The organism is Brevibacillus fortis, from assembly GCF_003013395.1.
Lineage (GTDB): Bacteria > Bacillota > Bacilli > Brevibacillales > Brevibacillaceae > Brevibacillus > Brevibacillus fortis.
Genome location: NZ_PXZM01000029.1, coordinates 71,943 through 93,763, shown reverse-complemented (window position 1 = coordinate 93,763; position 21,821 = coordinate 71,943). Strand labels below are relative to the sequence as shown.

Annotated in this window: 25 protein-coding genes and 1 riboswitch; of the genes, 17 read left to right on the top strand and 8 right to left on the bottom strand. The window is 47.6% G+C overall.

The genetic code is table 11. The features are described 5' to 3' along the window. Positions 1-57: 57 nt before the first annotated feature. Entirely contained in the window at positions 58-1,482 is a 1,425-nt protein-coding gene (locus C7R93_RS17850) for a hypothetical protein (protein WP_106840080.1), read from the top strand. A 9-nt stretch (positions 1,483-1,491) separates the two neighbouring features. On the opposite strand, the gene C7R93_RS17845 is transcribed toward C7R93_RS17850, so the two are convergent. Further along, positions 1,492-1,824, bottom strand: a complete 333-nt coding sequence (locus C7R93_RS17845; protein WP_016740690.1) for a DUF5665 domain-containing protein — start codon at positions 1,822-1,824, stop codon at positions 1,492-1,494. A gap of 147 nt (positions 1,825-1,971) precedes the next feature. Between C7R93_RS17845 and C7R93_RS17840 the strand changes: the two genes are divergently transcribed. The 3 genes from C7R93_RS17840 to C7R93_RS17830 all read left to right on the top strand — a co-directional run bounded on the left by C7R93_RS17840 (position 1,972) and on the right by C7R93_RS17830 (position 5,068). Then, positions 1,972-2,430 (top strand): pyridoxamine 5'-phosphate oxidase family protein, encoded by a 459-nt coding sequence (locus tag C7R93_RS17840; RefSeq protein WP_106840079.1) that lies wholly within the window; start codon positions 1,972-1,974, stop codon positions 2,428-2,430. 74 nt (positions 2,431-2,504) lie between these two features. Then, positions 2,505-2,626, top strand: a riboswitch (SAM riboswitch). A gap of 94 nt (positions 2,627-2,720) precedes the next feature. Next, positions 2,721-3,884, top strand: coding sequence for an aminotransferase class I/II-fold pyridoxal phosphate-dependent enzyme (locus tag C7R93_RS17835; RefSeq protein ID WP_106840078.1), 1,164 nt, complete (start codon positions 2,721-2,723; stop codon positions 3,882-3,884). After that, a complete protein-coding gene (locus tag C7R93_RS17830) occupies positions 3,881-5,068 on the top strand; it encodes a trans-sulfuration enzyme family protein (protein ID WP_106840077.1) in 1,188 nt (395 codons plus the stop codon). The genes C7R93_RS17835 and C7R93_RS17830 overlap by 4 nt, the downstream gene beginning before the upstream one ends. A 24-nt stretch (positions 5,069-5,092) precedes the next feature. Here C7R93_RS17830 and C7R93_RS17825 read toward each other — a convergent pair whose 3' ends face one another. Continuing rightward, a complete protein-coding gene (locus tag C7R93_RS17825) occupies positions 5,093-5,698 on the bottom strand; it encodes a YhcN/YlaJ family sporulation lipoprotein (protein ID WP_106840076.1) in 606 nt (201 codons plus the stop codon). Positions 5,699-5,900: 202 nt separating this feature from the next. On the opposite strand from C7R93_RS17825, the gene C7R93_RS17820 reads away from it, so the two are divergent. Then, positions 5,901-7,235, top strand: a complete 1,335-nt coding sequence (locus C7R93_RS17820) for a PhoH family protein (RefSeq protein WP_106840075.1) — start codon at positions 5,901-5,903, stop codon at positions 7,233-7,235. Between the two features lie 334 nt (positions 7,236-7,569). Here C7R93_RS17820 and C7R93_RS17815 read toward each other — a convergent pair whose 3' ends face one another. Continuing rightward, positions 7,570-8,046: a DinB family protein gene (locus tag C7R93_RS17815; protein ID WP_106840074.1), complete on the bottom strand. Its 477-nt coding sequence runs from the start codon at positions 8,044-8,046 to the stop codon at positions 7,570-7,572. 139 nt (positions 8,047-8,185) lie between these two features. Between C7R93_RS17815 and C7R93_RS17810 the strand changes: the two genes are divergently transcribed. Continuing rightward, complete coding sequence (locus tag C7R93_RS17810) at positions 8,186-8,632, top strand: hypothetical protein (RefSeq protein WP_106840073.1); 447 nt, start codon at positions 8,186-8,188, stop codon at positions 8,630-8,632. An 80-nt stretch (positions 8,633-8,712) separates the two neighbouring features. Beyond that, positions 8,713-9,252, top strand: a complete 540-nt coding sequence (locus tag C7R93_RS17805; protein WP_106840072.1) for a hypothetical protein — start codon at positions 8,713-8,715, stop codon at positions 9,250-9,252. Positions 9,253-9,305: 53 nt separating this feature from the next. Here C7R93_RS17805 and C7R93_RS17800 read toward each other — a convergent pair whose 3' ends face one another. Beyond that, on the bottom strand, positions 9,306-9,806 hold the full coding sequence (locus tag C7R93_RS17800; RefSeq protein WP_106840071.1) for a hypothetical protein: 501 nt from the start codon (positions 9,804-9,806) through the stop codon (positions 9,306-9,308). Between the two features lie 63 nt (positions 9,807-9,869). Between C7R93_RS17800 and C7R93_RS17795 the strand changes: the two genes are divergently transcribed. Together C7R93_RS17795 and C7R93_RS17790 are read left to right on the top strand one after the other, a co-directional pair. Then, on the top strand, positions 9,870-10,517 hold the full coding sequence (locus C7R93_RS17795; RefSeq protein ID WP_106840070.1) for an MBL fold metallo-hydrolase: 648 nt from the start codon (positions 9,870-9,872) through the stop codon (positions 10,515-10,517). A gap of 93 nt (positions 10,518-10,610) precedes the next feature. Beyond that, complete coding sequence (locus tag C7R93_RS17790; protein ID WP_106840069.1) at positions 10,611-11,867, top strand: CapA family protein; 1,257 nt, start codon at positions 10,611-10,613, stop codon at positions 11,865-11,867. 13 nt (positions 11,868-11,880) lie between these two features. On the opposite strand, the gene C7R93_RS17785 is transcribed toward C7R93_RS17790, so the two are convergent. Beyond that, entirely contained in the window at positions 11,881-12,954 is a 1,074-nt protein-coding gene (locus tag C7R93_RS17785) for a hypothetical protein (protein ID WP_106840068.1), read from the bottom strand. 93 nt (positions 12,955-13,047) lie between these two features. On the opposite strand from C7R93_RS17785, the gene C7R93_RS17780 reads away from it, so the two are divergent. After that, positions 13,048-14,145 (top strand): class I SAM-dependent methyltransferase, encoded by a 1,098-nt coding sequence (locus tag C7R93_RS17780; RefSeq protein WP_106840067.1) that lies wholly within the window; start codon positions 13,048-13,050, stop codon positions 14,143-14,145. A gap of 56 nt (positions 14,146-14,201) precedes the next feature. Here C7R93_RS17780 and C7R93_RS17775 read toward each other — a convergent pair whose 3' ends face one another. Then, positions 14,202-14,468, bottom strand: a complete 267-nt coding sequence (locus C7R93_RS17775) for a DUF2626 domain-containing protein (RefSeq protein ID WP_017249582.1) — start codon at positions 14,466-14,468, stop codon at positions 14,202-14,204. A gap of 137 nt (positions 14,469-14,605) precedes the next feature. Next, complete coding sequence (locus tag C7R93_RS17770; RefSeq protein ID WP_106840066.1) at positions 14,606-15,304, bottom strand: helix-turn-helix transcriptional regulator; 699 nt, start codon at positions 15,302-15,304, stop codon at positions 14,606-14,608. 304 nt (positions 15,305-15,608) lie between these two features. Between C7R93_RS17770 and C7R93_RS17765 the strand changes: the two genes are divergently transcribed. From C7R93_RS17765 to C7R93_RS17755, 3 genes are all read left to right on the top strand, one after another. Next, positions 15,609-15,986 carry a Spx/MgsR family RNA polymerase-binding regulatory protein gene (locus tag C7R93_RS17765; RefSeq protein ID WP_016740704.1) on the top strand — a complete coding sequence of 126 codons (378 nt, stop codon included), beginning with the start codon at positions 15,609-15,611 and terminating at the stop codon, positions 15,984-15,986. Positions 15,987-16,074: 88 nt separating this feature from the next. Next, positions 16,075-16,842 carry an enoyl-CoA hydratase/isomerase family protein gene (locus C7R93_RS17760; protein ID WP_106840065.1) on the top strand — a complete coding sequence of 256 codons (768 nt, stop codon included), beginning with the start codon at positions 16,075-16,077 and terminating at the stop codon, positions 16,840-16,842. A gap of 134 nt (positions 16,843-16,976) precedes the next feature. After that, positions 16,977-17,618, top strand: a complete 642-nt coding sequence (locus C7R93_RS17755) for an RsfA family transcriptional regulator (protein WP_106840064.1) — start codon at positions 16,977-16,979, stop codon at positions 17,616-17,618. Between the two features lie 91 nt (positions 17,619-17,709). Here the strand turns inward: C7R93_RS17755 and C7R93_RS17750 are convergent, their stop codons facing one another. Beyond that, positions 17,710-18,177: an N-acetyltransferase gene (locus C7R93_RS17750; protein ID WP_048033769.1), complete on the bottom strand. Its 468-nt coding sequence runs from the start codon at positions 18,175-18,177 to the stop codon at positions 17,710-17,712. 276 nt (positions 18,178-18,453) lie between these two features. Between C7R93_RS17750 and C7R93_RS17745 the strand changes: the two genes are divergently transcribed. The 4 genes from C7R93_RS17745 to C7R93_RS17730 are packed head-to-tail and all read left to right on the top strand — an operon-like array spanning position 18,454 to position 21,815. After that, a complete protein-coding gene (locus tag C7R93_RS17745; protein ID WP_106840063.1) occupies positions 18,454-19,809 on the top strand; it encodes an acetyl-CoA carboxylase biotin carboxylase subunit in 1,356 nt (451 codons plus the stop codon). Between the two features lie 31 nt (positions 19,810-19,840). After that, positions 19,841-20,053 (top strand): biotin/lipoyl-containing protein, encoded by a 213-nt coding sequence (locus C7R93_RS17740; RefSeq protein WP_015892116.1) that lies wholly within the window; start codon positions 19,841-19,843, stop codon positions 20,051-20,053. A gap of 51 nt (positions 20,054-20,104) precedes the next feature. Beyond that, entirely contained in the window at positions 20,105-21,004 is a 900-nt protein-coding gene (locus C7R93_RS17735; protein ID WP_106840062.1) for a hydroxymethylglutaryl-CoA lyase, read from the top strand. A 37-nt stretch (positions 21,005-21,041) separates the two neighbouring features. Then, the gene (locus C7R93_RS17730) at positions 21,042-21,815 is read left to right on the top strand and encodes an enoyl-CoA hydratase-related protein (protein WP_106840061.1); all 774 of its coding nucleotides are present in this window, start codon (positions 21,042-21,044) and stop codon (positions 21,813-21,815) included. The last annotated feature ends 6 nt before the right edge of the window (positions 21,816-21,821 follow it).

The following is a 21,821-nucleotide window of genomic DNA, read 5'->3' as shown; positions in this document are numbered from 1 at the left end:
ATATTCATGCCCCAAGCAACCAGGGGGATTTTGGCAGACTAGAAGGGGGAACTACCATTGAAAAAGTACATGACGAAGCCCGTTTTAGCCGTGGTGACAGCTGCAGGTATTATTGGCTGCTTGACGCCGATTTTTGCCGACGCAAGCTCAATTGCTAGTCCAAGTGCCACAAAGGTAGTCATGAATGACGAGGGGAAGCAAGTCACACGCTACAATCTGAAAGAACTTGCCGAAAATGATCCAACCACGTTGAACATGCTCTTGAAGAATCAAGCGGATCACTTGTACATCATTGTAGAAGAGATCAACTTGAATACGAAGCTGCAAACCTTCATGGAAGAAAACAAAGCAGAGTGGGAGCGTATTTACAACGAATACTACAGCGATATTTGGTTGGAAGTGCGCTTGACTGACAATGACGAAGAAATTGTGAGTGTAAATGCCAAGACTGAAAATAACAAAGTGTACATAAAGGGGATTGTGACTTCGGATGTCACCAAGGTGGTTGTGAAAAAACCGAATTCCGACATCATCGAAGTCGTTCCGACTAAGGAGCACTCTTTTACGGTCAGCTTTGAAGCTCCTGATGCATCCTATGAACCGTATGTAACCGTGAGTGCCTATGAAGGCAGTAAGCTGGTAGATAGCGAAAAGGTAAAGATCGTTCCGAAAGCAGAAGAAGATAAGGAAATGATCATCCATACGATGTCTGTTTTGGATGCGAAGAAAAAGGAATTAAAAGTAAAAGGAATTGTCAAGCAGGGGGCTGACAAAGTAACCGTCACCTATAATGGTGTGAAAAAAGAGGCAAACGTGAAGAAGCTGTGGGATGGCGTAGGCAGCTTTACGGTTTCAGTAAAGGATGTACAAGCAGCGAAAGATCAAAAAGCCTTGATCGAGGTTTACGAGGATGGCAAGAAGGTTGATTCCGAGTCCGTTCAGGTAGAAATCGTCAACGCTCCTGACAAGGATCAAGCTACCGCATATGCCATCAAGGCGACTGCTGTAAACAATCCTGCGGCCAAGTCCATTCAGGTGAAGGGGACAGTAAGCGGCTGGAATAAAAAGGACGATACTGAATTGTTTGTAATCGCTCCTGATGGGAAGAAAAAAGAAATTGAACCGAATGACAAAGGTGAGTTTTCTTTGACGTTGTCTTACAAGAATCGCTCCTTTAGCGCCAAATCGATTCAATTTGCCTTGTATGAAGACGATAAGCTGGTCAAGAAGGCTGATGTTGCACTAAGCACAAAAGTCATTGTCGAGCCTGTGAAGCACACAGACGACGATGAAGACGATGATGATGACAAAAAGAAAAAAGAAAAAAGGAAGCAGAAAGATAAGCAACCCAACGGCAACGGGTATGGTTATTGGAAAAAGCACGATAAGCAATGGAAAGACGACAGAGATGACGACGATGACGACCGCGATGATGATCGTGACAACGACGACGATGACGATGATCGTGGAGACAGAGACTAGTCTCTATCGTTATGGCCGCTGCTTGTAAGTCTCGACGTACTCCACCAATTGTCTGATGTAATCCCCTAAAATGGGGATTGAAAGAAATTGCGTCAAGAGGGAGCCGAGGAAAGCCAAAACGATAGCGGTACCAATCGTTAACCCCAGACCCCGGGCAAGACCTGCGAGGAAATTAATCCAGAGCAGCTTGCGCGGGGCTGTGTAATTTTGAATCACATCTGCTAATCGGATATCTTCCAAGAACATCGCAATTTTATGCATCCGCTCATTTACCTTCCGAACTTCCTGAAGCTCTTCAAGCACTTGATCTATTTGTTGCATGAGGCGGTCTGTAGGCGACATGCTGTCCATCCCCTTCCGTATTTCGGTATCGTTACCTACCAGTCTAGGGAAAAAGACAACCAGAATCAAGGTGAAGAGGAAACGTTTGCCTATCAGCTATGCGAAGGGTACAATGAACGTACAAAACGTTTGTTAGGAGGCTTTGAAATGGCTGAAACTGTTTCCCAATCTCTTTCGGAAGATTTATTCAAGCTCTTGCAAAAGGAGCGTTTTGTTACCTTGGGCACAGTAGACCATGAGTCAGGGGCACCATCGCTCAGCTCCTTGTCCTGGACGTATGCTGTCAGCGCCGATACGATTCGTTTTGCCGTGGATAACCGTTCACGTATTTTGGCTAATATTGCGAAGGAACCGCAAGTTGTCCTGCATTTGATCGGTGCTGGCTCCTCTTTTGCCATTAATGGTCGTGCTACCGTCAAAACAGATCGACTGGAGGGTGTTCCGCTCAAGCTGGCCATGGCGGAAATCAAAATTGAGGCCGTTCGTGATATTATGTTTTACGGCTCCCGTATTTCCGTAGAGCCTCAATATGAAAAGACATATGACAAAAACGCGGCAGCGAAGCTGGACAATCAAGTGATGACTGCCTTGAAAGATGCAAACTAACGGTTGGAAATAAATTGTTGACAAGAATCCTGCCGATCCTTTAGTATTAGGGTCAATCGAATTGAATAGCAATCTTCTTATCCAGAGCGGCGGAGGGACTGGCCCGATGATGCCCGGCAACCAATCACCTGTATTTTTAAACAGGGAGATAATGGTGCTAATTCCTGCAGAGTTATCAAACTCTGAAAGATGAGAAGGATTTGCTTACGGTGACGTAAACAAAGCCTTCTTTCAGAGGAAAGGGGGCTTTTTTGATGCCCTCGTACACTATTGGAGGGAGAGAAATAGACATGAAATTGGAAACGAAGTTGATTCAGGCGGGTGTAGGCAGAGACGAAAAAACAGGGGCGGTGAGCTTTCCTGTTTACTATGCAACTGCTTATCGCCATCCTGCCTTGGGCCAGAGCACTGGATATGATTATACGCGTACAGCCAACCCTACTCGCACCATCCTGGAGGAGACCATCGCTGAAGCGGAATCAGGAGATGCAGGATTCGCATGTGCCTCAGGAATGGCTGCTGTTCATACCGTCATGGGCTTGTTTTCCCAAGGGGATCATCTGATCGTTTCACTCGATCTGTACGGAGGAACCTATCGCTTGTTCGAGCAAGTGCTCTCACGCTACGGTCTTACGTTTTCGTATGTGGATTTGCGTGACTTAGGTGCACTCAAACATGCGATTCGCCCAGATACAAAGGCCATCTTCGTCGAGACACCAACCAATCCGCTCATGCAGATTACCGATATTCGCGCAGTGACGCAATTGGCGAAACAGCACGGGCTCCTAACGATTGTAGACAACACATTCTTAACCCCCTATTGTCAACGCCCGTTGGAGCTTGGCGCAGATATCGTCTTACATAGCGCAACCAAGTATCTGGCAGGACATAACGATGTGCTGGCTGGACTCATCGTAACAAAAGGGGAAGAGTTGTCGGAAAAAATCCGGTTTTTGCACAATTCAATCGGTGCTGTGCTCGGACCGCAAGATTGCTGGCTTCTCGTTCGCGGGATGAAAACACTGGCATTGCGCATGGAGCGTCATCAATCCAATGCCTTGATCGTAGCGGAAAAACTGCGTGAGCATCCGGCAGTGGCGGAGGTGTTTTATCCGGGTCTGCCAGAACATCCAGGGCATGAAATACAGGTGAATCAAGCGACTGGGCATAGTGGGATGGTATCGTTCCGCGTACGTGATGCAGAGCAGGTGGGATTGTTCCTGCAAAATCTGCAAATCGTATCTTTTGCGGAAAGTCTGGGTGGTGTCGAGTCATTGTGTACGTATCCGGCGACGCAGACTCACGCCGATATCCCGCAAGAAGTCAGAGAGCATGTCGGTGTTTGTGATCGATTGTTGCGACTGTCAGTTGGCATCGAGCATCCAGATGATGTCGTAGCCGATTTGTTTCAGGCATTGAATGCTAGTTTGGTCGTAGGGGGGAGCGTACGATGAATTTTGCAACTAAGATCCTCCACGGTTCGACTTGCATTGATCCGTTCACAGGCGCGTCGTCGGTTCCCATTTATCAGGCTTCCACGTTTCATCAGGCTGATATCGATCAGCCAGGCTCCTTCGATTATGCCAGATCAGGCAATCCGACGAGGCAGGCTTTGGAGGAAGCCATTGCGTCGCTGGAGGGAGGCGCACGGGGTTTTGCATTCTCATCTGGCATGGCTGCCATTTCCAGCGTGTTCATGCTGTTTTCAGCCGGAGACCATGTGGTAGTGGCGGAAGATGTATACGGAGGCACATTTCGGTTTTTGACCAAGGTATTGTCGAGAATGGGCATCTCCGTTACATTCGTGGATGCGACAGAAACAGAAGCTGTTCGTGCAGCTATTACACCGGAGACGAAAGGCGTTTACCTAGAGACCCCTTCTAACCCTACCTTAAAGGTGACAGATATTGCAGCAGTTTCCCGTATCGCGAAGGAGCACAGCTTGCTCGTCATTGTCGATAATACGTTCCTGACCCCGTATTACCAGCGGCCATTGGAACTTGGTGCAGATGTGGTCATTCATAGTGCAACGAAGTTTATCGGAGGGCATAGCGACGTCGTGGCAGGTCTTGCCGTGACGAGAGAGGCTGCATTAGGGGAGCAGCTCTACTTCATCCAGAATGGCATGGGAGCGATTTTGGGTGTGCAGGACTGCTGGCTCGTGATGCGCGGGCTCAAAACATTGAAAGCTCGACTGGATGTGAGCACAAAGACAGCTGCGTGCTTGGCTGACTGGTTGTCTACGCATCCACAAGTAAGCCGAGTCTACTATACGGGACTGGCGGATCACCCCGGTCACCTGATTCAGACAGAACAAGCGAGTGGTCATGGGGCTGTTCTTTCCTTTGATGTAGGGAGCCGCGAGCGTGCGAAAGCGCTGTTTGATCGCGTAAAATTGCCGATTGTGGCCGTTAGCCTAGGGGCAGTGGAAACGATTCTTTCGTACCCAGCCACGATGTCTCATGCAGCGATGCCTGCTGAGGATAGAGCTGCAAGGGGAATTACGGATGGTTTGATCAGGTTGTCAGCTGGTTTAGAGGATTTCGATGACTTGGTGGCAGATTTGAAGCAAGCATTGGATTATTTGCCTTCTGAAGCACCAGTCCATAAAGAAAAAGAGGTATTCTCCCGGGCTTAAATCCGGGGGAATACCTCTTTCCTTTTAAGGTGTTCCTGTACGATTTGCATTGATCTTGTTCTGGCCTTGCGGTTCTTTGTGCATGCGTTTTTCTTTTACTTGAGCAGGTGTTTCTTCGGGAGGCTGGACGCTACGCGGCAACTGAGGCATGATCCGACCTACGATATCCGCGAGTTCTTCGGTAATTCCTGAAACAGGATTACCGCGACGAATATCTTCTCCCATTTCCCGTAATCGCTGTACGATGGCAGGGTCAGCGGTTACGACGGCATTTGCCCCTTGAGGATCTTGCTTCAGTGCTTCTGCAACTGTGTACTTAATGACACCAACCTCTGGGCGATCCAGATTCGGATCTACTGTAATACCGACAACTGCATATTTGCCCAAGACCACAGCAGTCGCGTTCTGTACCCTTTTTACACGTGTTGCCACTTGGACGAGACGATCGGCAGTGGCTTGGGAAGATTGATTATAAGCAGGCTCAGGAGCTGTTTGCTGAACGCGTTGAGTATGAGTGGCATGCTTGGGCTGTTTTGCAGCCTGATTCGCCGGTGGATTATTGCCCGACATGCATGCTGTAAGCAACAAGCTAAAACCGAGGCAGCAGATCATGGTCCGTTTCACAGGCATTCTCCCTTTCCCAGTATTGCCTTCCTTCGTGAGGAGGGCAGGGTTACAAGTATTTTGTTCTGGGCTGCCCATTTTCATTCTGTCAATGGGTCGTCTATCTCTGTCTACCTGAACATAGACTGTAGTACATCACGTCGCCGCACTTTAGCATCCCTCCAAAAATTGCATAGGGTATATAAGAAGGGTAATAGGAGGCGAGATTTTGAAGAAAATCTACGTACTGGACACCAACGTACTCCTGCAAGATCCAAGGGCGATGTTTTCTTTCGCTGACAACGAAATAGTCATACCAGCTGTCGTATTAGAAGAAATCGATTCCAAAAAGCGGTACATGGATGAAATTGGCCGCAATGCTCGGTACGTATCTCGGCTCTTTGACAGTTTTCGTGAGCTGGGGCATTTGCACACTGGTATTACCCTAGAAACAGGTGGGTTGTTTCGAGTAGAACTGAATCATTCCTCGTTCCACCGCCTTCAGAAACAATTCACGGAAATGAGTAATGACAACCGCATTTTGGCGGTCGCACTAAACTTACAGGAGGAGGAAAACGGAAAACCACAGCCAAGACCTGTCATTTTGGTAAGCAAGGATGCACTCATGAGAGTCAAGGCTGATGCATTGAATATTTCCGCAGAGGATTTTCTTTCGGATCGAGTTGTGGGGGAGTTCTCCAGTATTTATCCGGGCTATCAGAAGATGATGGTAGCGTCCGATATCATCAAGACCTACTACGCGACAAGAAAGCTGCAGTTGGCCTCCTGTTTTCCACGCTATCGCTTTTACCCTCATCAATTTTTAGTGCTGAAGGACGAATGCAACCCATCTATTTCAGCGATTGGAAAAGTCGACCCGGACGGAAAAATGTTAGAAATGCTTGTGTCAGATGATGATCCGATTTGGGGCATCCGAGCCCGTAACGTGCAGCAACGAATGGCAACCGAATTGCTGCTACGAGATGATATCCCTTTAGTAACCATGACCGGTAAGGCCGGTACAGGAAAAACCTTGCTGGCATTAGCAGCGGGCCTGCTGCAAATCGAGGACCAGCAAAAATACAAAAAACTGTTAGTGGCAAGACCTATCGTTCCGCTTGGAAAAGACATCGGTTATTTGCCCGGCGAAAAAGAAGAAAAGCTTCGGCCGTGGATGCAACCGATTTATGATAATTTGGAATATTTATTTAACACAAAGCGTCCAGGTGATCTGGATAAAATTTTAGCAGGCATGGGTAGCTTGCAGGTGGAAGCTTTGACGTATATTCGGGGGCGCTCCATCCCTGGACAATTTATTATCATTGATGAAGCCCAAAACTTGACAAAGCATGAAGTGAAGACGATCTTGACGAGGGTAGGGGATGGCTCAAAAATTGTGCTAATGGGTGATCCGGAGCAGATCGATCATCCGTATCTGGATGAGAGCAACAACGGTCTAACCTACGTGGTAGAAGTATTTAAAGACCAAAAGCTGGCTGGACATATCCAGTTGGAAAAAGGGGAACGGAGTGTGCTCGCTCAGCTGGCCGCAGATTTATTGTAAAGAGGATGTATGAAAAATAGCGAGGAGGTCATACTATTTCTGTCGAGCCCGATGATTCATGTAAGTAAACGGCGAAATGCCTTGCAGGAGGCGAAGATCCGTGGATAATCATGATCAAGCAATCGACGAAAGTCGTATGGAGATAAACCGATTCCTTTAGCTACTTTTCTCTACGATGGAGGTTGAAGAGCCAAAGAGAATAACCGGTAGAACCCCATAAGCAATTCGGGCTCGACAACGACCGCTCCTCATTGGAGCGGTTTTCATTTTTGGAGGGTTCGCAGCCAAAAAGAAAAACGCGGATAAAATGTCCCGCGTTTTTGTCTGATTTTCCTTATTTAGCAGCCGCGATTGCTTTTCGCAATGACGAAATACATCCGATGTGCATTCCTTCATGGAAAAGAGTGAAGACCATCATTTCCCCATACGTATGCATAATGCCTTTGTCTCCTAGTTCAAACGGTTTTGGCAATGGTTCATGCAAGCGGGAGTGCAATTCTTCTTTGATACGTACATGCTGTTCTTTTAGCTCGGCAGCTAAGGTTTCGAGGGAAGGCCCTTCTTTTTGCCAATCAGCAGGCTTGGTTCCTGGAGCGAACATGGCTCCGTAATACGAAGGACATTTCATTCCTTCTGGTCCGAAGAGCAAGTAATCCTGTGTCAGGAGAATATGACCAATATTCCAGCGAATGTTGTTTTTAAAGCCAACTGGAACCACGTCTACTTCTTCCTCGGTTAATTCCGTTAATCTCGCCAAAAACATTCCACGAATCAAGTCATACTGATTCCATACAAAAGAAAAGTCCTGCATAGCAATCCCTTCCCTTCCTCATATTTACATGCACTTCACATGTTACCGCATAAACAATAAAGGGGAAATATTCAAACTGCAAAAAAATTTGCAAGTTGTCCCTCGATCTCCATACATATGTACAAAGGAGGGAAGAATGATGGTTACGTTGGATTCATCTATTTCTTTTTTGATTTATATAACAGCGGTGTCCAGCGCGGCAGCGGGTGTTACGGAAGCTTTTAAATCAGTCGTTCCCTTTTTGGCAACGGACTATGAGGCGAAAGAAAATTGCTGGGAGGATCATTATCTCGCTGCTCGATTGATGCACTATAAGCGCTTTTTCAATTTGCTTATTTCCGTATTGGCTGCTGGTATCATTTTTGGCATGCTTGGTCTGGATCCGGCTCTCATTTTAACGGGGGCAGAATCAGCCTATGTAAAAAACTCGTGGCAATTAGGAACTTGGATGTGGGGAATTGTTGCGGTGTTCGGCTCGCCTTTTTTCGCATCACTTCTCAAAATATTAGAGAGCTTCAAACAATCGGTGGACAGCAACCTGCCACCAAATCGACCACGTCGCAAAGTCAGCGGAACACGAGAATAAGCTCGTCTCCCTATGTTGCCCGATGCTTGCCGGATACGCTAAGATAACCAAAAGAGAGGTAGCAAAGGTGGGCATAGGTGATGATGGGGAAATGCTTGCGAATGACTGCGTTTTGGGTGTTAGCAGTAGTTGTCTTGGTCGCGTGTTCGGCCCAGTCGGAACCAACTGCTTCATTTGACCCTGAAAATCAAAAGGAATACGGAGTGAACGGCATTTTTCTCGGGCAGAACATAAAAGAAGCGATGGATATCTTGAAGCCGACGAAAGCTGATTTTATGGATATGGTGACAAGGCAAAGCTACACGGAGGAGCAGATGGCGCAAGGGGCAGGTGACGCCGTGATGGGGATGCTCTTGGTTGATCAAACCCAGATGATGATCAAAGTACACAAAGGTGAATTGACATCGATCATGCTGGGAGGAGTTCGCCGTGAGGATGCGCAAAAGTTCAAAACATATCGAGGGCTCGTCATGTTTGATAGCGCTGAACAGCTAGAGAAGCTGTATGGCAAAGGAAATGGCGATCAAGAAGTGGTCTATGAAGGCAGCAAGTACACCGCCAATTTTGGTCTTGTGGACAATCAAGTGGCATGGTTCCGATTTGATCGTAAAGCATCGTAAAAAGGGAAGGGGGAGTTCGCTTATTTGGAACTCCCTTTTTATTTTTATAGAAATCATTTAATTGGATGGAGCCAAACGAGCTTCACTTGATAAGCCTTCGCGATTCCCTCTGCCAATGGAATCAAGCTTTGATCGATCAAGTAGGCTTCGGGTTGTTGGGAATTTTCAGGTATCACGCCTAGAACATGCTCGCGGAGTTGCTCCATGGCTGCCCATTGATCGTCTGATTGGGCAGAAGCCCCGAGCGTTACGATGGCAACTCGATCTGCATATACATACAAATGTTCATTTTGGGAGACAAAACCGATATCATCGAGTGGATCGATTGTAGATGCGGAAGGGAGCAGCAATAGCGAAAAAGCATCACCTAACATGTTGGACTTCTCCAAAATGGTTTCCAGCTTCTCCTGTTCGGCTTGATTCTCTACAATAAAAAGCAGTTTGTCCCGATCAAAGACATTGACATGATCTCCGATTTTATGTATGACTTGAGCATAGAAGCCAGGGAGCTTCCCGGCCGGTACATTCAGTTCAATTCCGTACATATGGCGCATGTCGTTCCCCCATGTTTGCAACGTATTTTTATCTATCGTATCAAAAAATCAAGGAGGTTTCCTATGACGAATCAAAATCTTGCTATTGAATCCTATGCGTTGGGAGCATTTCAAACCAATGCGTATGTGGTGACAAACACCGCGACCAACCAAACCATTGTGATTGACCCGGGTATGGAGCCAGATCAGTTGCTCCGTGCTCTCGCAAATAAAAACGTAGTTGCCATTCTTTTGACGCATGCCCATTTGGACCACATTGGCGGCCTCAACCAAGTAAGAGAATTGGCTAAAGCCTCGGTTTACATTCACCCACTGGAGCAGGAATGGCTCACCAACCCTGATCTCAATGGATCTCGACGCTGGAATCTGCCTGAACTCATCGTATGTGAGCGGGCTGAGCACGAGCTGGAGGATGGTCAGACTCTGGAGCTGGCAGGTTTTCACATTCAAGTGCTGCATACGCCAGGTCATTCTCCGGGCAGTTGCTCATTTGTAATTGGCCAGCACTGCTTCGGTGGCGACGTTCTGTTTAACCAGAGCATCGGGCGTACGGATCTCTTCGGAGGAGATTACGAGACACTGATGATTAGCATTCAAGACAAACTGTTTGAACTCGATGATGAAACCATTGTTTATCCAGGACATGGACCGAAGACGACGATCGACTACGAGAAAACGTACAATCCGTTTGTCACAGGCATGCTTCGTTAGTCCCTTCATTATTCTTTATAAAGAATGGGAGAGGATTTTGTCAGATGGTGGAGAAAAGGAAGGGGTCACCATTTACTAAAGGAGCTATTCATTATGAATCGAACATGGAAGTGGGCACTCATTCTCGTTATCGCCTGCACGAGTCTAGTTGGGTGTGCAGCACCTATCGCCCAAGCAGATAAGACGACCCCAGCTCCCAACGTGAAAGTGCCTGATCCCGCAACACCATCACAGACAGTGCCAAACCAACAGGAGTCGCAACCTCCGACATTGCCATCAAGATTTCCTGAACAACGTATCTCCCTTCTTGCTGTTGGGGATATCATGATGCACCAGGAGCAGTTGGATGCCGTCTGGGACCCAGCGACGAAAAGCTATGATTTTAAGCGTTTCTTCCCGAATGTCATCCCGATGTTCCGCGAGGCAGACTGGGTCATCGGCAATCTTGAAACAACGATGAGCGGAAGCAAGGCAAAATACTCAGGTTATCCGATGTTTAATTCTCCTGAGTCGCTTGCACATACGTTGAAGGAAATGGGATTTAGTGCGGTATCGACAGCGAATAACCATTCGATGGACCGCAAAGAACAAGGGGTTCTGCAAACCATCAAATATCTTGATGAAGCTGGTCTTCCGCATACGGGAACATTTGCAAGTCCTGAAGAACGAGATGAGCCCTTGCTGTTGACCAAGGACGGATTCACACTAGCCTTGCTATCGTATACGTACGGCACGAATGGAATCGCGATTCCAGAAGGTAAGCCATATCTGGTCAATCTGATTTCGCCTGCGCTGATGAAAAAAGACATCGCCCGGGCAAGGGAAAAGGGAGCCGATCTGGTTGCAGTGGCTCTTCATTTCGGAAATGAGTATCAACGCATGCCCAGTCCTGAACAAATCAAGACCGCTGAGCAAGCTTTAACATTTGGAGCGGACTTGATATTGGGCGCGCATCCACATGTGGTACAACCTTACGAATGGAAGACGGTTACACTCGAAGACGGGCGTGAACACAAAGGGCTGATCGCCTATTCTTTGGGCAATTTCATCTCTGCGCAGCGTTGGGACTACAAGGATGTTGGTGCAATCCTGAAGCTTGAGCTGTACAAGAATGAGTCCGGAGAGGCCAGCATCGAAAGCGCGGAAATGATTCCGACCTACGTTCATTTTTATCGGAAAAATAACAAGCGTAATTATGTCATTTACCCAGTGCCAGAAACATTGGAAAAGCTGAAACAGGGACAGAAATACCCTACGCTTACGAAAGAAGCGATTCAGTACATGACTCAATTGCAGAAGGAAATGCCGGCTCATGTAAATAAGGCTGTTTCCAAGAAAAAAGCCAGCTAACAAATAGCTGGCTTTACTTCTTTCCGAATCCAAATGGAAGATTGAGTTGTAACTGGAGCTTTAATTCTTCGTCCATCAGCGTGATGCCTTGCACTTGGATATTGGGGGAGATCAGCTCCGGATAAAATCCGAGATCGTATGCTTCCTCCATTTCCTCCACGGTCGATTGAGGCAAGGCAAAGCCGTCAAAGTACAGCTCGGTGATGTGGAATTTGAGATGAGTTGGGGAGACGAGCTCGTAGTTACCAACGAGCTTGAGTTCCATTTGATCATACGTGCCTTCCACGGTCAGCTTGTTATCCTTAAATGAAAAACGTGATTGTTTAAACAAGGCGTCTTTCTCTATCAAAAAATTGTTGAAGTCCGTCTGGTTGATGGTTAGCGTATGTTTGAGGAGACCGTCCGACTGAATTCGATCCGGCGTCGCCAACTCGGGAACTTGAACCATGACCTGCGCGAGCATTCCAAAGAACGTCTGGAAAGCGGGCAAACCACGTTTTTCCCAGTCTAAAATCAAGTGATTCATCATGGATTCCACGACCGTCGAGTCATCCAGTTTTTGTACGTTTTTTTCTTTTTCAGCGGCAATGGCGAGCATCTCTGTTAATTGAAGCTCGTATTTTTTTCGCAATGTTTGAAGTTGGTCCAATCGATTCTTTTTGTCGGATTGCATCGCGGTGAGCTTGGTGCGCTCAGTATGATAGGACTCTAGTCGAGACATGTCACGCTCGAACAAGATCTCGTAGAAGTCGTACATCAATAAGAACTGATTGAAATTTTCCGCATTTAATAGTAACGTCAGAAGATTAGTACGCTCGCCCATGTAATAGGCCCGCGCTACCTCACCGGCCCGACGTTGTGTCGCTTCCATCACCAGCTTTTGTCGTTGCAAATCGAGATCCATTTGTGCGATTTCCCCGTATGTCCGCGTCTCTTCTTCCTTGAGTAAGGTGAGGGTTCGCTCCAGCTCTTTCTGTGTAAAATGCTGCTGCAGGATGAGCTGCTCCAAAGGGGTAGCGGGCTCTTCCTGGGCGAACACCGTCAGTGGACATACAAGCAGGAACAAGACGAGAAGAATTTTGCGCATGATTTCACCTTTTGCTTTTGCCTTTCCATATTGTATGCTTCTTTTCGTATTATAGCCTTATCTAGTTGAATTTGGATAGCAGGAGAAGAGCTAATGACGATGATCGAACTGATTCACAAGGAAATAGCAAGCCAACCAGCGAAAGCGATTACGTTCGCGCGCTTTATGGAGTTGGCACTATACCATGACACTTATGGATATTATATGGTCGAACAACCCAAAGTAGGCAAAGCGGGAGATTTTTATACAAGTGCATCGGTACATCCCGTCTTTGCGGAAACGATCGCAGATGCCCTCTTGGCATTATGGGAGGAGGCGGATATTACTTCGCCTGTTCTCGTTGAGATTGGTGGTGGTACCGGGGCTGTTTGCCGTCACATGCTGGAGCGCATCCGTGAGAGCAAGCCAGAGGTATACAAAGAACTGACGGTCGTTCTAATAGAAGCGAGTCCGTATCACCGGAAAATGCAGCAAGAGGCGCTCCAGTGGCATGAGGGTCGTAAGCGGTGGTATTCTTCCGTGAGTGAAGCTGCCAAGCATGAAAAAATAGAAGGAGTTATCTTCTCAAATGAATGGCTGGATGCATTTCCGGTACATATTGTAGAGAAAACCAGATCAGGCTGGCAGGAAGTGTGGGTGCGTGCTGGTGAGGACGGGTTGGAAGAGTGTTTGGGGGAGATGACGCCAGCGCTAGGGGAATATGTGCGCGGGCTGAACTTGAAGCTGCCAGTCGGAATGCGTATCGAGGTAAACTTGGCGATGGAACAAGCTGCGCAAGAAGTTTCCGGCCTATTGAATAGAGGATTCATCATCACCATTGATTACGGTGACCTGCAAGAGGAGCTCTACCATCCCAGTCGAAAAAACGGAACACTGATGTGCTACCATCGTCATCAGGCTCATACGAATCCGTATATCAACATTGGCGAACAAGACTTGACGACACACGTGAATTTTTCTGCGTGGAAAGAGTATGGAGAAAAGGCTGGTTTACGGGAAATAGACTATATGAGGCAGGATCGGTTTTTGATGAGGAATGGCTTGCTTCATAAAGCAGTCGCGCATATGGATACAGACCCTTTCACGAGCGTTGCGATGAAACGGAATCGGGCGATCCAGCAGTTGATCGATCCTGCTGGCTTGGGCGGGCGTTTTTGGGTCATGGTCCAGGAAAAAGGCACCCGGGAGTAAAAGAAGAGGAGAACGGAGAACGCAAAAAAAGATGCTCATGGTGAGCATCTTTTTTCTTACATGATCAATTGTAGAAAAGCGTGTTCTTGTGGTCCTACAGGCATCACGAAGAACGTGTAATACGTGAATCCAACAAAAGACAGGAACATGAAGCCGAAGAAAATGTTTAGGTATACTCGTTCAGTCAGGTTCATGTAGCTCAGCGCTACGAAGAAAGCAGTCAAACTGAAGAAGATGAGCGCCATCGGGTACAATTCTGCCCAGAACGCCATCAACGCGATCACGATGGTCCAGAAACCAAGAACGCGATACATACGATCCATTTTTGTCCCCCCTTTTTGCCTCGATCGGTAAGATTTACAAGATTCCTTCCCCATTATATAGGACAGGTGAACACGTGTAAACGATAAAGGTATGACGGATTATTGTCACCCGGGGAGGAGAGACAGGACTTGCGGTGCTAATACTGAATCAACGTATAGTTGCATGATTGGCAGCCGCGAATTTTGGAATCATCCTCACGTAATTCAATGTTCCCTAAGTACGTTTCGAATATTCCCATCAACAGAGCGTTATGCATCTGGCATACGGCATTCGGATATTTTTTGGCACTGTCAGAGAAGGTGCAATTATTTACGCGAAAACGCAGCTTTCCTTCGGCCATTGCTTCGATGTCTGGTTTCAATCCCTGAGCCACGACAATCCGATGGATCAGGTCCAATTTTTCTTCCATAGAGGCTGTTTCTAAATTGATTCCACTTTGGACAACCGCCCGTTTTGCCATCTCTGTTCCAATGCGATGTCCCATTTTAATTAGAGCGGCTTCGCCAGCTTCGCCGAGCGAGAGAAGACTTTCAATCGCGATATCGGCCAGCAGCTGATAGTCACGTGGTGGGAATTGCAGACTCACAACCTGTTCAGATAATGAGTACAACCGACTGGGCCGTCCTCCCTTACCACTTTTGTCTGTAACAGCTGTGAGTAGATTCACGTCCTCCAGCTTCGTCAAGTGCAAGCGTGCCACATTAGGGTGGATAGAGAAGTGATCAGCTATATCCTGAACCGTGATGGGATCTTTACAGTAGGCGACAAATTGGTAAATGGAAAAACGGGTGGGGTCAGCTAAACAACTGGTTAACTTTTGCGCATCGTGGTTCATGCCGATACCCCTTTCTCAAAACAATCTCCATAAATTCGAGTAAACAATCCACATAAGTGTATCCCATTTTGTGTTACTTGTTAAGGTAGCAGTGTGCTACAACAGAATATCACATGAATTTTTCGTCTAGTTTTTAGATTAACTACTATTGACATAGTGTTAATGAAGCAGTAAAATCCAAAGTAAGGAAAGAAAATTTATTGACTAACTTTTTGTAAGTATTTGAACGAAACATCAAGAACTGCTAATTGTAAGACTTTTATAGATGAAATCATTCGTGATAGTTGAGATGGAGGGGTAACCAATGGCCGTTGCTGAACGTACACAAACACAAAAATTAACGTTTTTCACTTATCCGAGCTGCACATCCTGTCGCAAAGCGAAGGCATGGCTGGCAGAAAACGGTGTGAATTACGAAGAGCGTCACTTGTTCAAAAATCCACCGACAGCAGAAGAACTGCTGGATATTATCAAAATGACTTCAAATGGCTTGGATGAAATCTTGTCGACGAGAAGTCAGCGTTTTAAAAACCTGGATGTCGATATTAATGATATGTCGGTGAAGGAACTGCTTGAAATGCTTAGTGAAGAACCTCAGCTTTTGAAGCGTCCGATCCTGACTGACGGTGAAAACCTGATCGTCGGATTCAATTCTTCCGCCATGAAAAATCTGCTGTCGTAATGAAGAGGGGGTGCATACCTCCTCTTTTTTGTTTGTCCGCTGAAAGGTACAATAAAGCAACAACCTGATAAAGAAGGTGGGAGTTATTATGGAGACCTTGCTTTTGCAAAAACAGGACGGAATCGCCACGATCACATTAAATCGACCGCATGTACATAATGCCATCAGCGTGGAGCTGGTTGATGAACTGCATCAGGTCTTTCAAGACTGCCAAGCCGATCCTGAGGTAAAGGTTCTGATTGTGACGGGGACGGGCAGAAGTTTTGTTTCCGGGGGCGATTTGAATCAGTTTATTGCAGCGCGCGGTTTTGCACAGGCCCATCCATTGCTCAGTAAAGTGACAGGGCTTTTGTCGGCGATTGATCAGTATTCCAAACCAGTGATTGCCATGATTAACGGAGCAGCTGTCGGAGGTGGCTGTGAGTTTGCGGGAGCATGTCATTTCCGTTTTGCCAGTGAACGGGCGACTTTCGGGTTTGTACAAATCAGCATGCATATTACGACAGGCTGGGGTGGAGGGAGTCGGCTGTTGGACTTGCTGCCAGAGTCAAAAGCACTCGCTCTCCTGTTGACTGGAGACAGATTGCGTGCAGAGGAAGCCAAGTCGTACGGTTTTGTTGATGAGGTTTACACAGAAGAGAAGCTGCATGAAGAAGTATATCGTTTCGCTCGGAAAATGGCGGCTCAACCGCTAGCTGGCATTGAGGCGTACATGAAGATCTTGCAGTGGAAGCGTATGGGCATCCCGCAAGAAGAACGAATCCGTCGCGAAGTGAGTCAATGTGCGCATCTATGGGGTAGCCCTGAACACGTCGCCGTAGTGGAAAGTTTCCTGACTAAGCGCCCAACATCTTGATCAATGTAGTCCTTTTCGTTTAAACATTTATTTGCTTGGACATACTTTTTCTAGTAGAAAGCGATTCTACAAGAGTAGGGAAAAGCATAGGATGAATTACATCATCCTTTTTAAAGGTAACGGGAGGGACTCATATGGTAGCTTCCAGACAAGACGCATGGACCGAAGATGACGATCTAGTGTTGGCGGAAGTCACCTTGCGCCACATACGCGAAGGCGGCACACAGCTTGCTGCATTTGAAGAAGTGGGTCAAAGGTTAGGAAGGACAGCAGCTGCGTGCGGCTTCCGCTGGAACAGTTGCGTGCGTAAACGGTACGATGCGGCCATTTCGATTGCCAAAAGCCAAAGGCAGCAGCTGAAAAAGCTCGGGAGGATTCAAGCACCGCCTCCTGTGGTGGCTGAGGTCGAGGTTGTCGCGTTGCACACAAAACGTTCTGAGACACCAGCAGTAGAGGTACACAAGTACGAGGATGTTGAGGAGCAGCAGATTGAAGCGGTTATTCGCATGCTCGTCAATCAAAAAGAAATGACTCGTCGCGTACGACAGTTGGAACAAGAGTTGGAAGGAAAAGAGTTGGAGTTAAAAGAATTGAAAGAAGCCCACGAACGCGCTAGAAAAGAACTGGATCAGGTTCAGGGTGTCAACGACGACTACCGTGCGTTGGTACAGATCATGGAACGTGCGCGCAAGCTTGCTTTTTTACAGGAAGAGGATTCCAACAAAGCGATCTTTAAAATGGACGAAAACGGAAATTTGGAGCGCGTGGAAAAATAAGCACCGAAATCAGGCATGAAAAAAGAAGCGGTGATGGAACCGCTTCTTTTTGTTTACGCATTCATCTACTGTCCGTGTTGATAAAGGGGAGCTAGTCTTGCAGCTCTACGCTCTCTGGCAACCAGACGTACGGGTTCTCTCCACGATCACGCATTAGGTTGTACTTCACAGGCGTGAAGCCCATTTTCAGCCAAAAATCGTCTGCGCGACAACGGGAGTTGGTTTTAATAGGAGCTCCAAAGCTCTTCGCGTGGTTGACCAAAGCTGTTCCGTAATCTTTATGACGGTAGTCAGGCAGGACTTCGAGCTTCCACAGCTCATAATAGTCTTGCGCAGGTTGGAAGTAACGGTCGTATTTCCCGTCAATTTTGTAGAGGCTCATACGTGCTACCAGAAGATCGTTGTCATAAATACCGTAAAATGGAGATTCCGAATCGTTTTCCACGATGTTCGCCTCCAGGTCTTCCTTCATAGAAAGCTCCTCCAGGCCAAATTCGCGAAACTTCTGGAATTCCTCCAGTGTCTTATAGTTGATTTGCAAACGTCTTACTTCAAACATGGTTAGCCACTCCTCTCACAGCTCTTTGCCTTGGCCACCTACTGGCCCCGCCCCTTTATTATACACGATGATTGTCTTTTCCGAAGTGTTTTTCTTTTTTTATTGGAGGGATTGTAAGGAAATGATTTCGCTTCCTTGGAAAAATTTAAAATTTCATCCTAGAACTATGAGCATTCTCATGGCAAAATAGAAAGTAGCATCACATGATACAAACCAGGCAAACAATTTGGAAGCGCTTACGGTTGTAGTCGGTTTGTCAAAGAGGGGAGCGTTGCCATGCGCAAGGTATTAATCGCAAACCGTGGTGAAATTGCCAGACGAATTATTCGTACATGCAAGGCAAGAGGAGTGGCTACGGTTGCTGTCTATTCGGATGCAGACAAGGATCTGCCATTTGTACGTGAAGCAGATGAGTCAGTCCATATTGGTCCACCGCCTGTGCCACACAGCTACTTGAACGTAGAGGCCATTCTTGCAGCAGCGAAAAGCACCGGTGCCGATGCGATTCATCCGGGCTATGGTCTTTTGTCAGAGAACGAAGCTTTTGCCCGCCGTGTTCTGGAGGAAGGTCTTCTATTCATCGGTCCAACGCCAGAGGTCATCGGTCAAATGGGTGACAAGCTGACTGCCCGCCATATAATGGAGGCTGCAGGAGTACCAGTTGTTCCAGGGTGCGAACAGGCAATCGATTCACCAGATGAAGCAGCTGTCATCGCTACGTCCATCGGATATCCCGTGATGCTAAAGGCAAGTGCTGGCGGCGGAGGAATCGGGATGCACATTTGTCGAGACGAGGCCGAGCTTCGTCAGGCCTACCAATCGGCGAAAGGTCGTGCAAAGGCGTATTTCGGTAACGATGCGATGTACATGGAGAAATACGTGGAACGTCCACGGCACATCGAAGTGCAGGTCGTTGCCGATCAGCATGGTAACGTCATCCACTTACTCGAACGGGAATGCTCCATACAGCGCAGACATCAAAAGGTGCTGGAGGAAAGTCCTTCTCCATTCTTGGACACAGCTACGAGAGAGCTTCTGTGCGATGCTGCGGTTACAGCAGCGAAAGCAGTGGGCTACTCGGGTGTGGGGACGGTTGAGTTTATCGTAGATGAGCAGAAACATTTTTACTTCTTGGAAATGAATACGCGCTTGCAAGTGGAACATCCCGTGACGGAAGAAATGACGGGCATGGACCTCGTGGCGCTCCAGTTAGACATTGCCGATGGGCATCCGCTATCGATCAAGCAAGAGGACGTCAAAGCGCTGCGCCACGCGATTGAGCTGCGTGTCTATGCGGAAGACCCAGTGACCTTCCTGCCATCGCCTGGGACAATTACTTTGTACCAGCCGCCTTCATTCGAGCATGTACGAATTGATGATGGCGTAGAGACAGGTACACAGGTGACTCCTTTTTACGACCCGATGATAGCAAAGGTCATCGTATCTGGCTCGACGAGAGAAGAGGCTGTGCAACATGCGCAGAAGGCTATGGATCATTTTCTGATTACTGGCATTAAAACAAACATTCCGTTTTTACAAGAAGTGTTACAGGACGATCAATTCCGTGAAGGTAATTATACGACATGGTTTGTTACTGAGCGGGGAGCGAAATCAAGCACGGAAAACCGATAATATGAATGATATGTAAGGGAGAGAAGCATCCATGAAACAAGTAGCAGCCAATATGGCAGGAACCGTGATTAATGTCCTGGTGCAACCAGGTGACGAGATTAATGAAGGACAAGACGTCCTTGTACTGGAATCGATGAAAATGGAAGTTCCTGTACAGGCACAAGCCTCAGGCAAGGTTGTGGAAGTAAAAGCGAATATTGGCGATTTTGTCAACGATGGCGATATCATTGTCGTTTTGGAATAGGATTAGAATACTTCTAAACTGAGCGACCGCTAGGCGAGGAGGTGACTCGTTGTGCATGTACAAATTGTGGAGGTCGGTCCTCGTGACGGGCTGCAAAATGAGAGCGCGATTGTTCCGGCAGCAGCAAAAATCACGCTGATTCATAAGCTGATGGCAGCGGGCTTGAAACGGATAGAAGCAAGTTCATTTGTGAATCCCAAATGGATACCCCAATTGGCGGATGCAGATGAGGTCTTGCAGGGAATCAATCGCAGCCAAGAGGTCACGCTAAGCGCGTTGGTTCCAAATATTCGTGGTCTGGAGCGGGCGCGCCAATGCGGACTGACAGAGATTGCCCTATTCATGTCTGCCTCTGAAACGCATAATCAAAAAAATATCAATAAAGGAATAGAAGACACGTATCCGATCCTGCGGGAGGTTGCCCAGGAAGCGCTGGCAATCGGGATGAAAGTTCGCGGATATATCTCAACGGTGTTCGGTTGTCCGTATGAGGGAAACATTCCACTTGATAATAGCCGCAGAGTGACAGAGGCACTTTTGGAAATGGGAGTGTACGAGATTTCTCTCGGGGATACGATAGGGGTTGCAACACCGAAACAGGTTCATGAGGTCTTTGGAGCACTTGTGAAAGATGTTACGAACGAGCGCTTAGCCGCCCATTTCCATGATACGCGAGGAACTGGATTGGCGAACGTAGCAGCAGCGCTAGATGAAGGAATACGAATCTTTGACAGCTCAATCGGAGGCCTCGGTGGATGCCCATATGCGCCAGGAGCTGCCGGCAACATTTCGACGGAAGATTTGGTCTACATGTTGCATGGAATGGACTATGAAACGGGTGTCGATCTCGAGAAGTTGATTGAGGCTGGTGCGTTTATTGGGCAGCAGCTAGACAAAGAGCTCCCCTCAAAAGTGCTGCGGGCATCGCTTGCCAGCAAACCGACTGAATGATCTGTATTTCCACACATTCGCAAAGAGGGGATAGAATATGACGGTTTCCCTGCAAAGAGAGGGCGCAATTGGCATACTAACGCTGCAACGGCCAGAAGTTTTTAATTGCCTCAATCTGGAAACGCTCGTGACACTGCGCGGCTTGATCAGTGAAATCAGCCTTGATCGTGACATCCGGACGGTCATTGTTACCGGAGCTGGTGACAAGGCGTTTTGCTCTGGTGCGGATTTAAGAGAGCGGCGCTCAATGTCACCACAACAGGTCGAAGTATACATCCAAACGATTCGAGATACGTTCACAGAGCTGGAAAAGCTACCGAAACCAGTCATCGCGGCGATTAACGGGCTGGCGCTGGGGGGCGGTACAGAATTGGCGTTGGCGTGCGACCTGCGGATCATGAGTGAACAGGCCCAGATGGGGTTAACGGAGACATCGCTCGGGATTATCCCTGGTGCTGGCGGAACACAGCGTTTGCCTAGGTTGGTTGGAAAAGGCGTCGCCAAGGAACTGATTTTTACGGCGAGGCGTGTATTGCCGGAGGAAGCGCTGTCCATTGGATTAATCAATCGGATTGTTCCCGCGGATCAACTCATGGTGACAGCCATTTCTTTGGCCGAGCAGATTTCAGCAAATGCTCCACTTGCCCTAGCCCAGGCCAAGTTTGCCATCGATTGTGGAGTAGAGGTCGAACTAGCGAGCGGACTTCAAATTGAGAGCAATGCGTACAAGCTGCTCGTCCCGACGAAAGACCGCCTAGAAGGACTCACAGCCTTTCAAGAAAAACGAAAACCGATATATCGCGGAGAGTGACGAGGG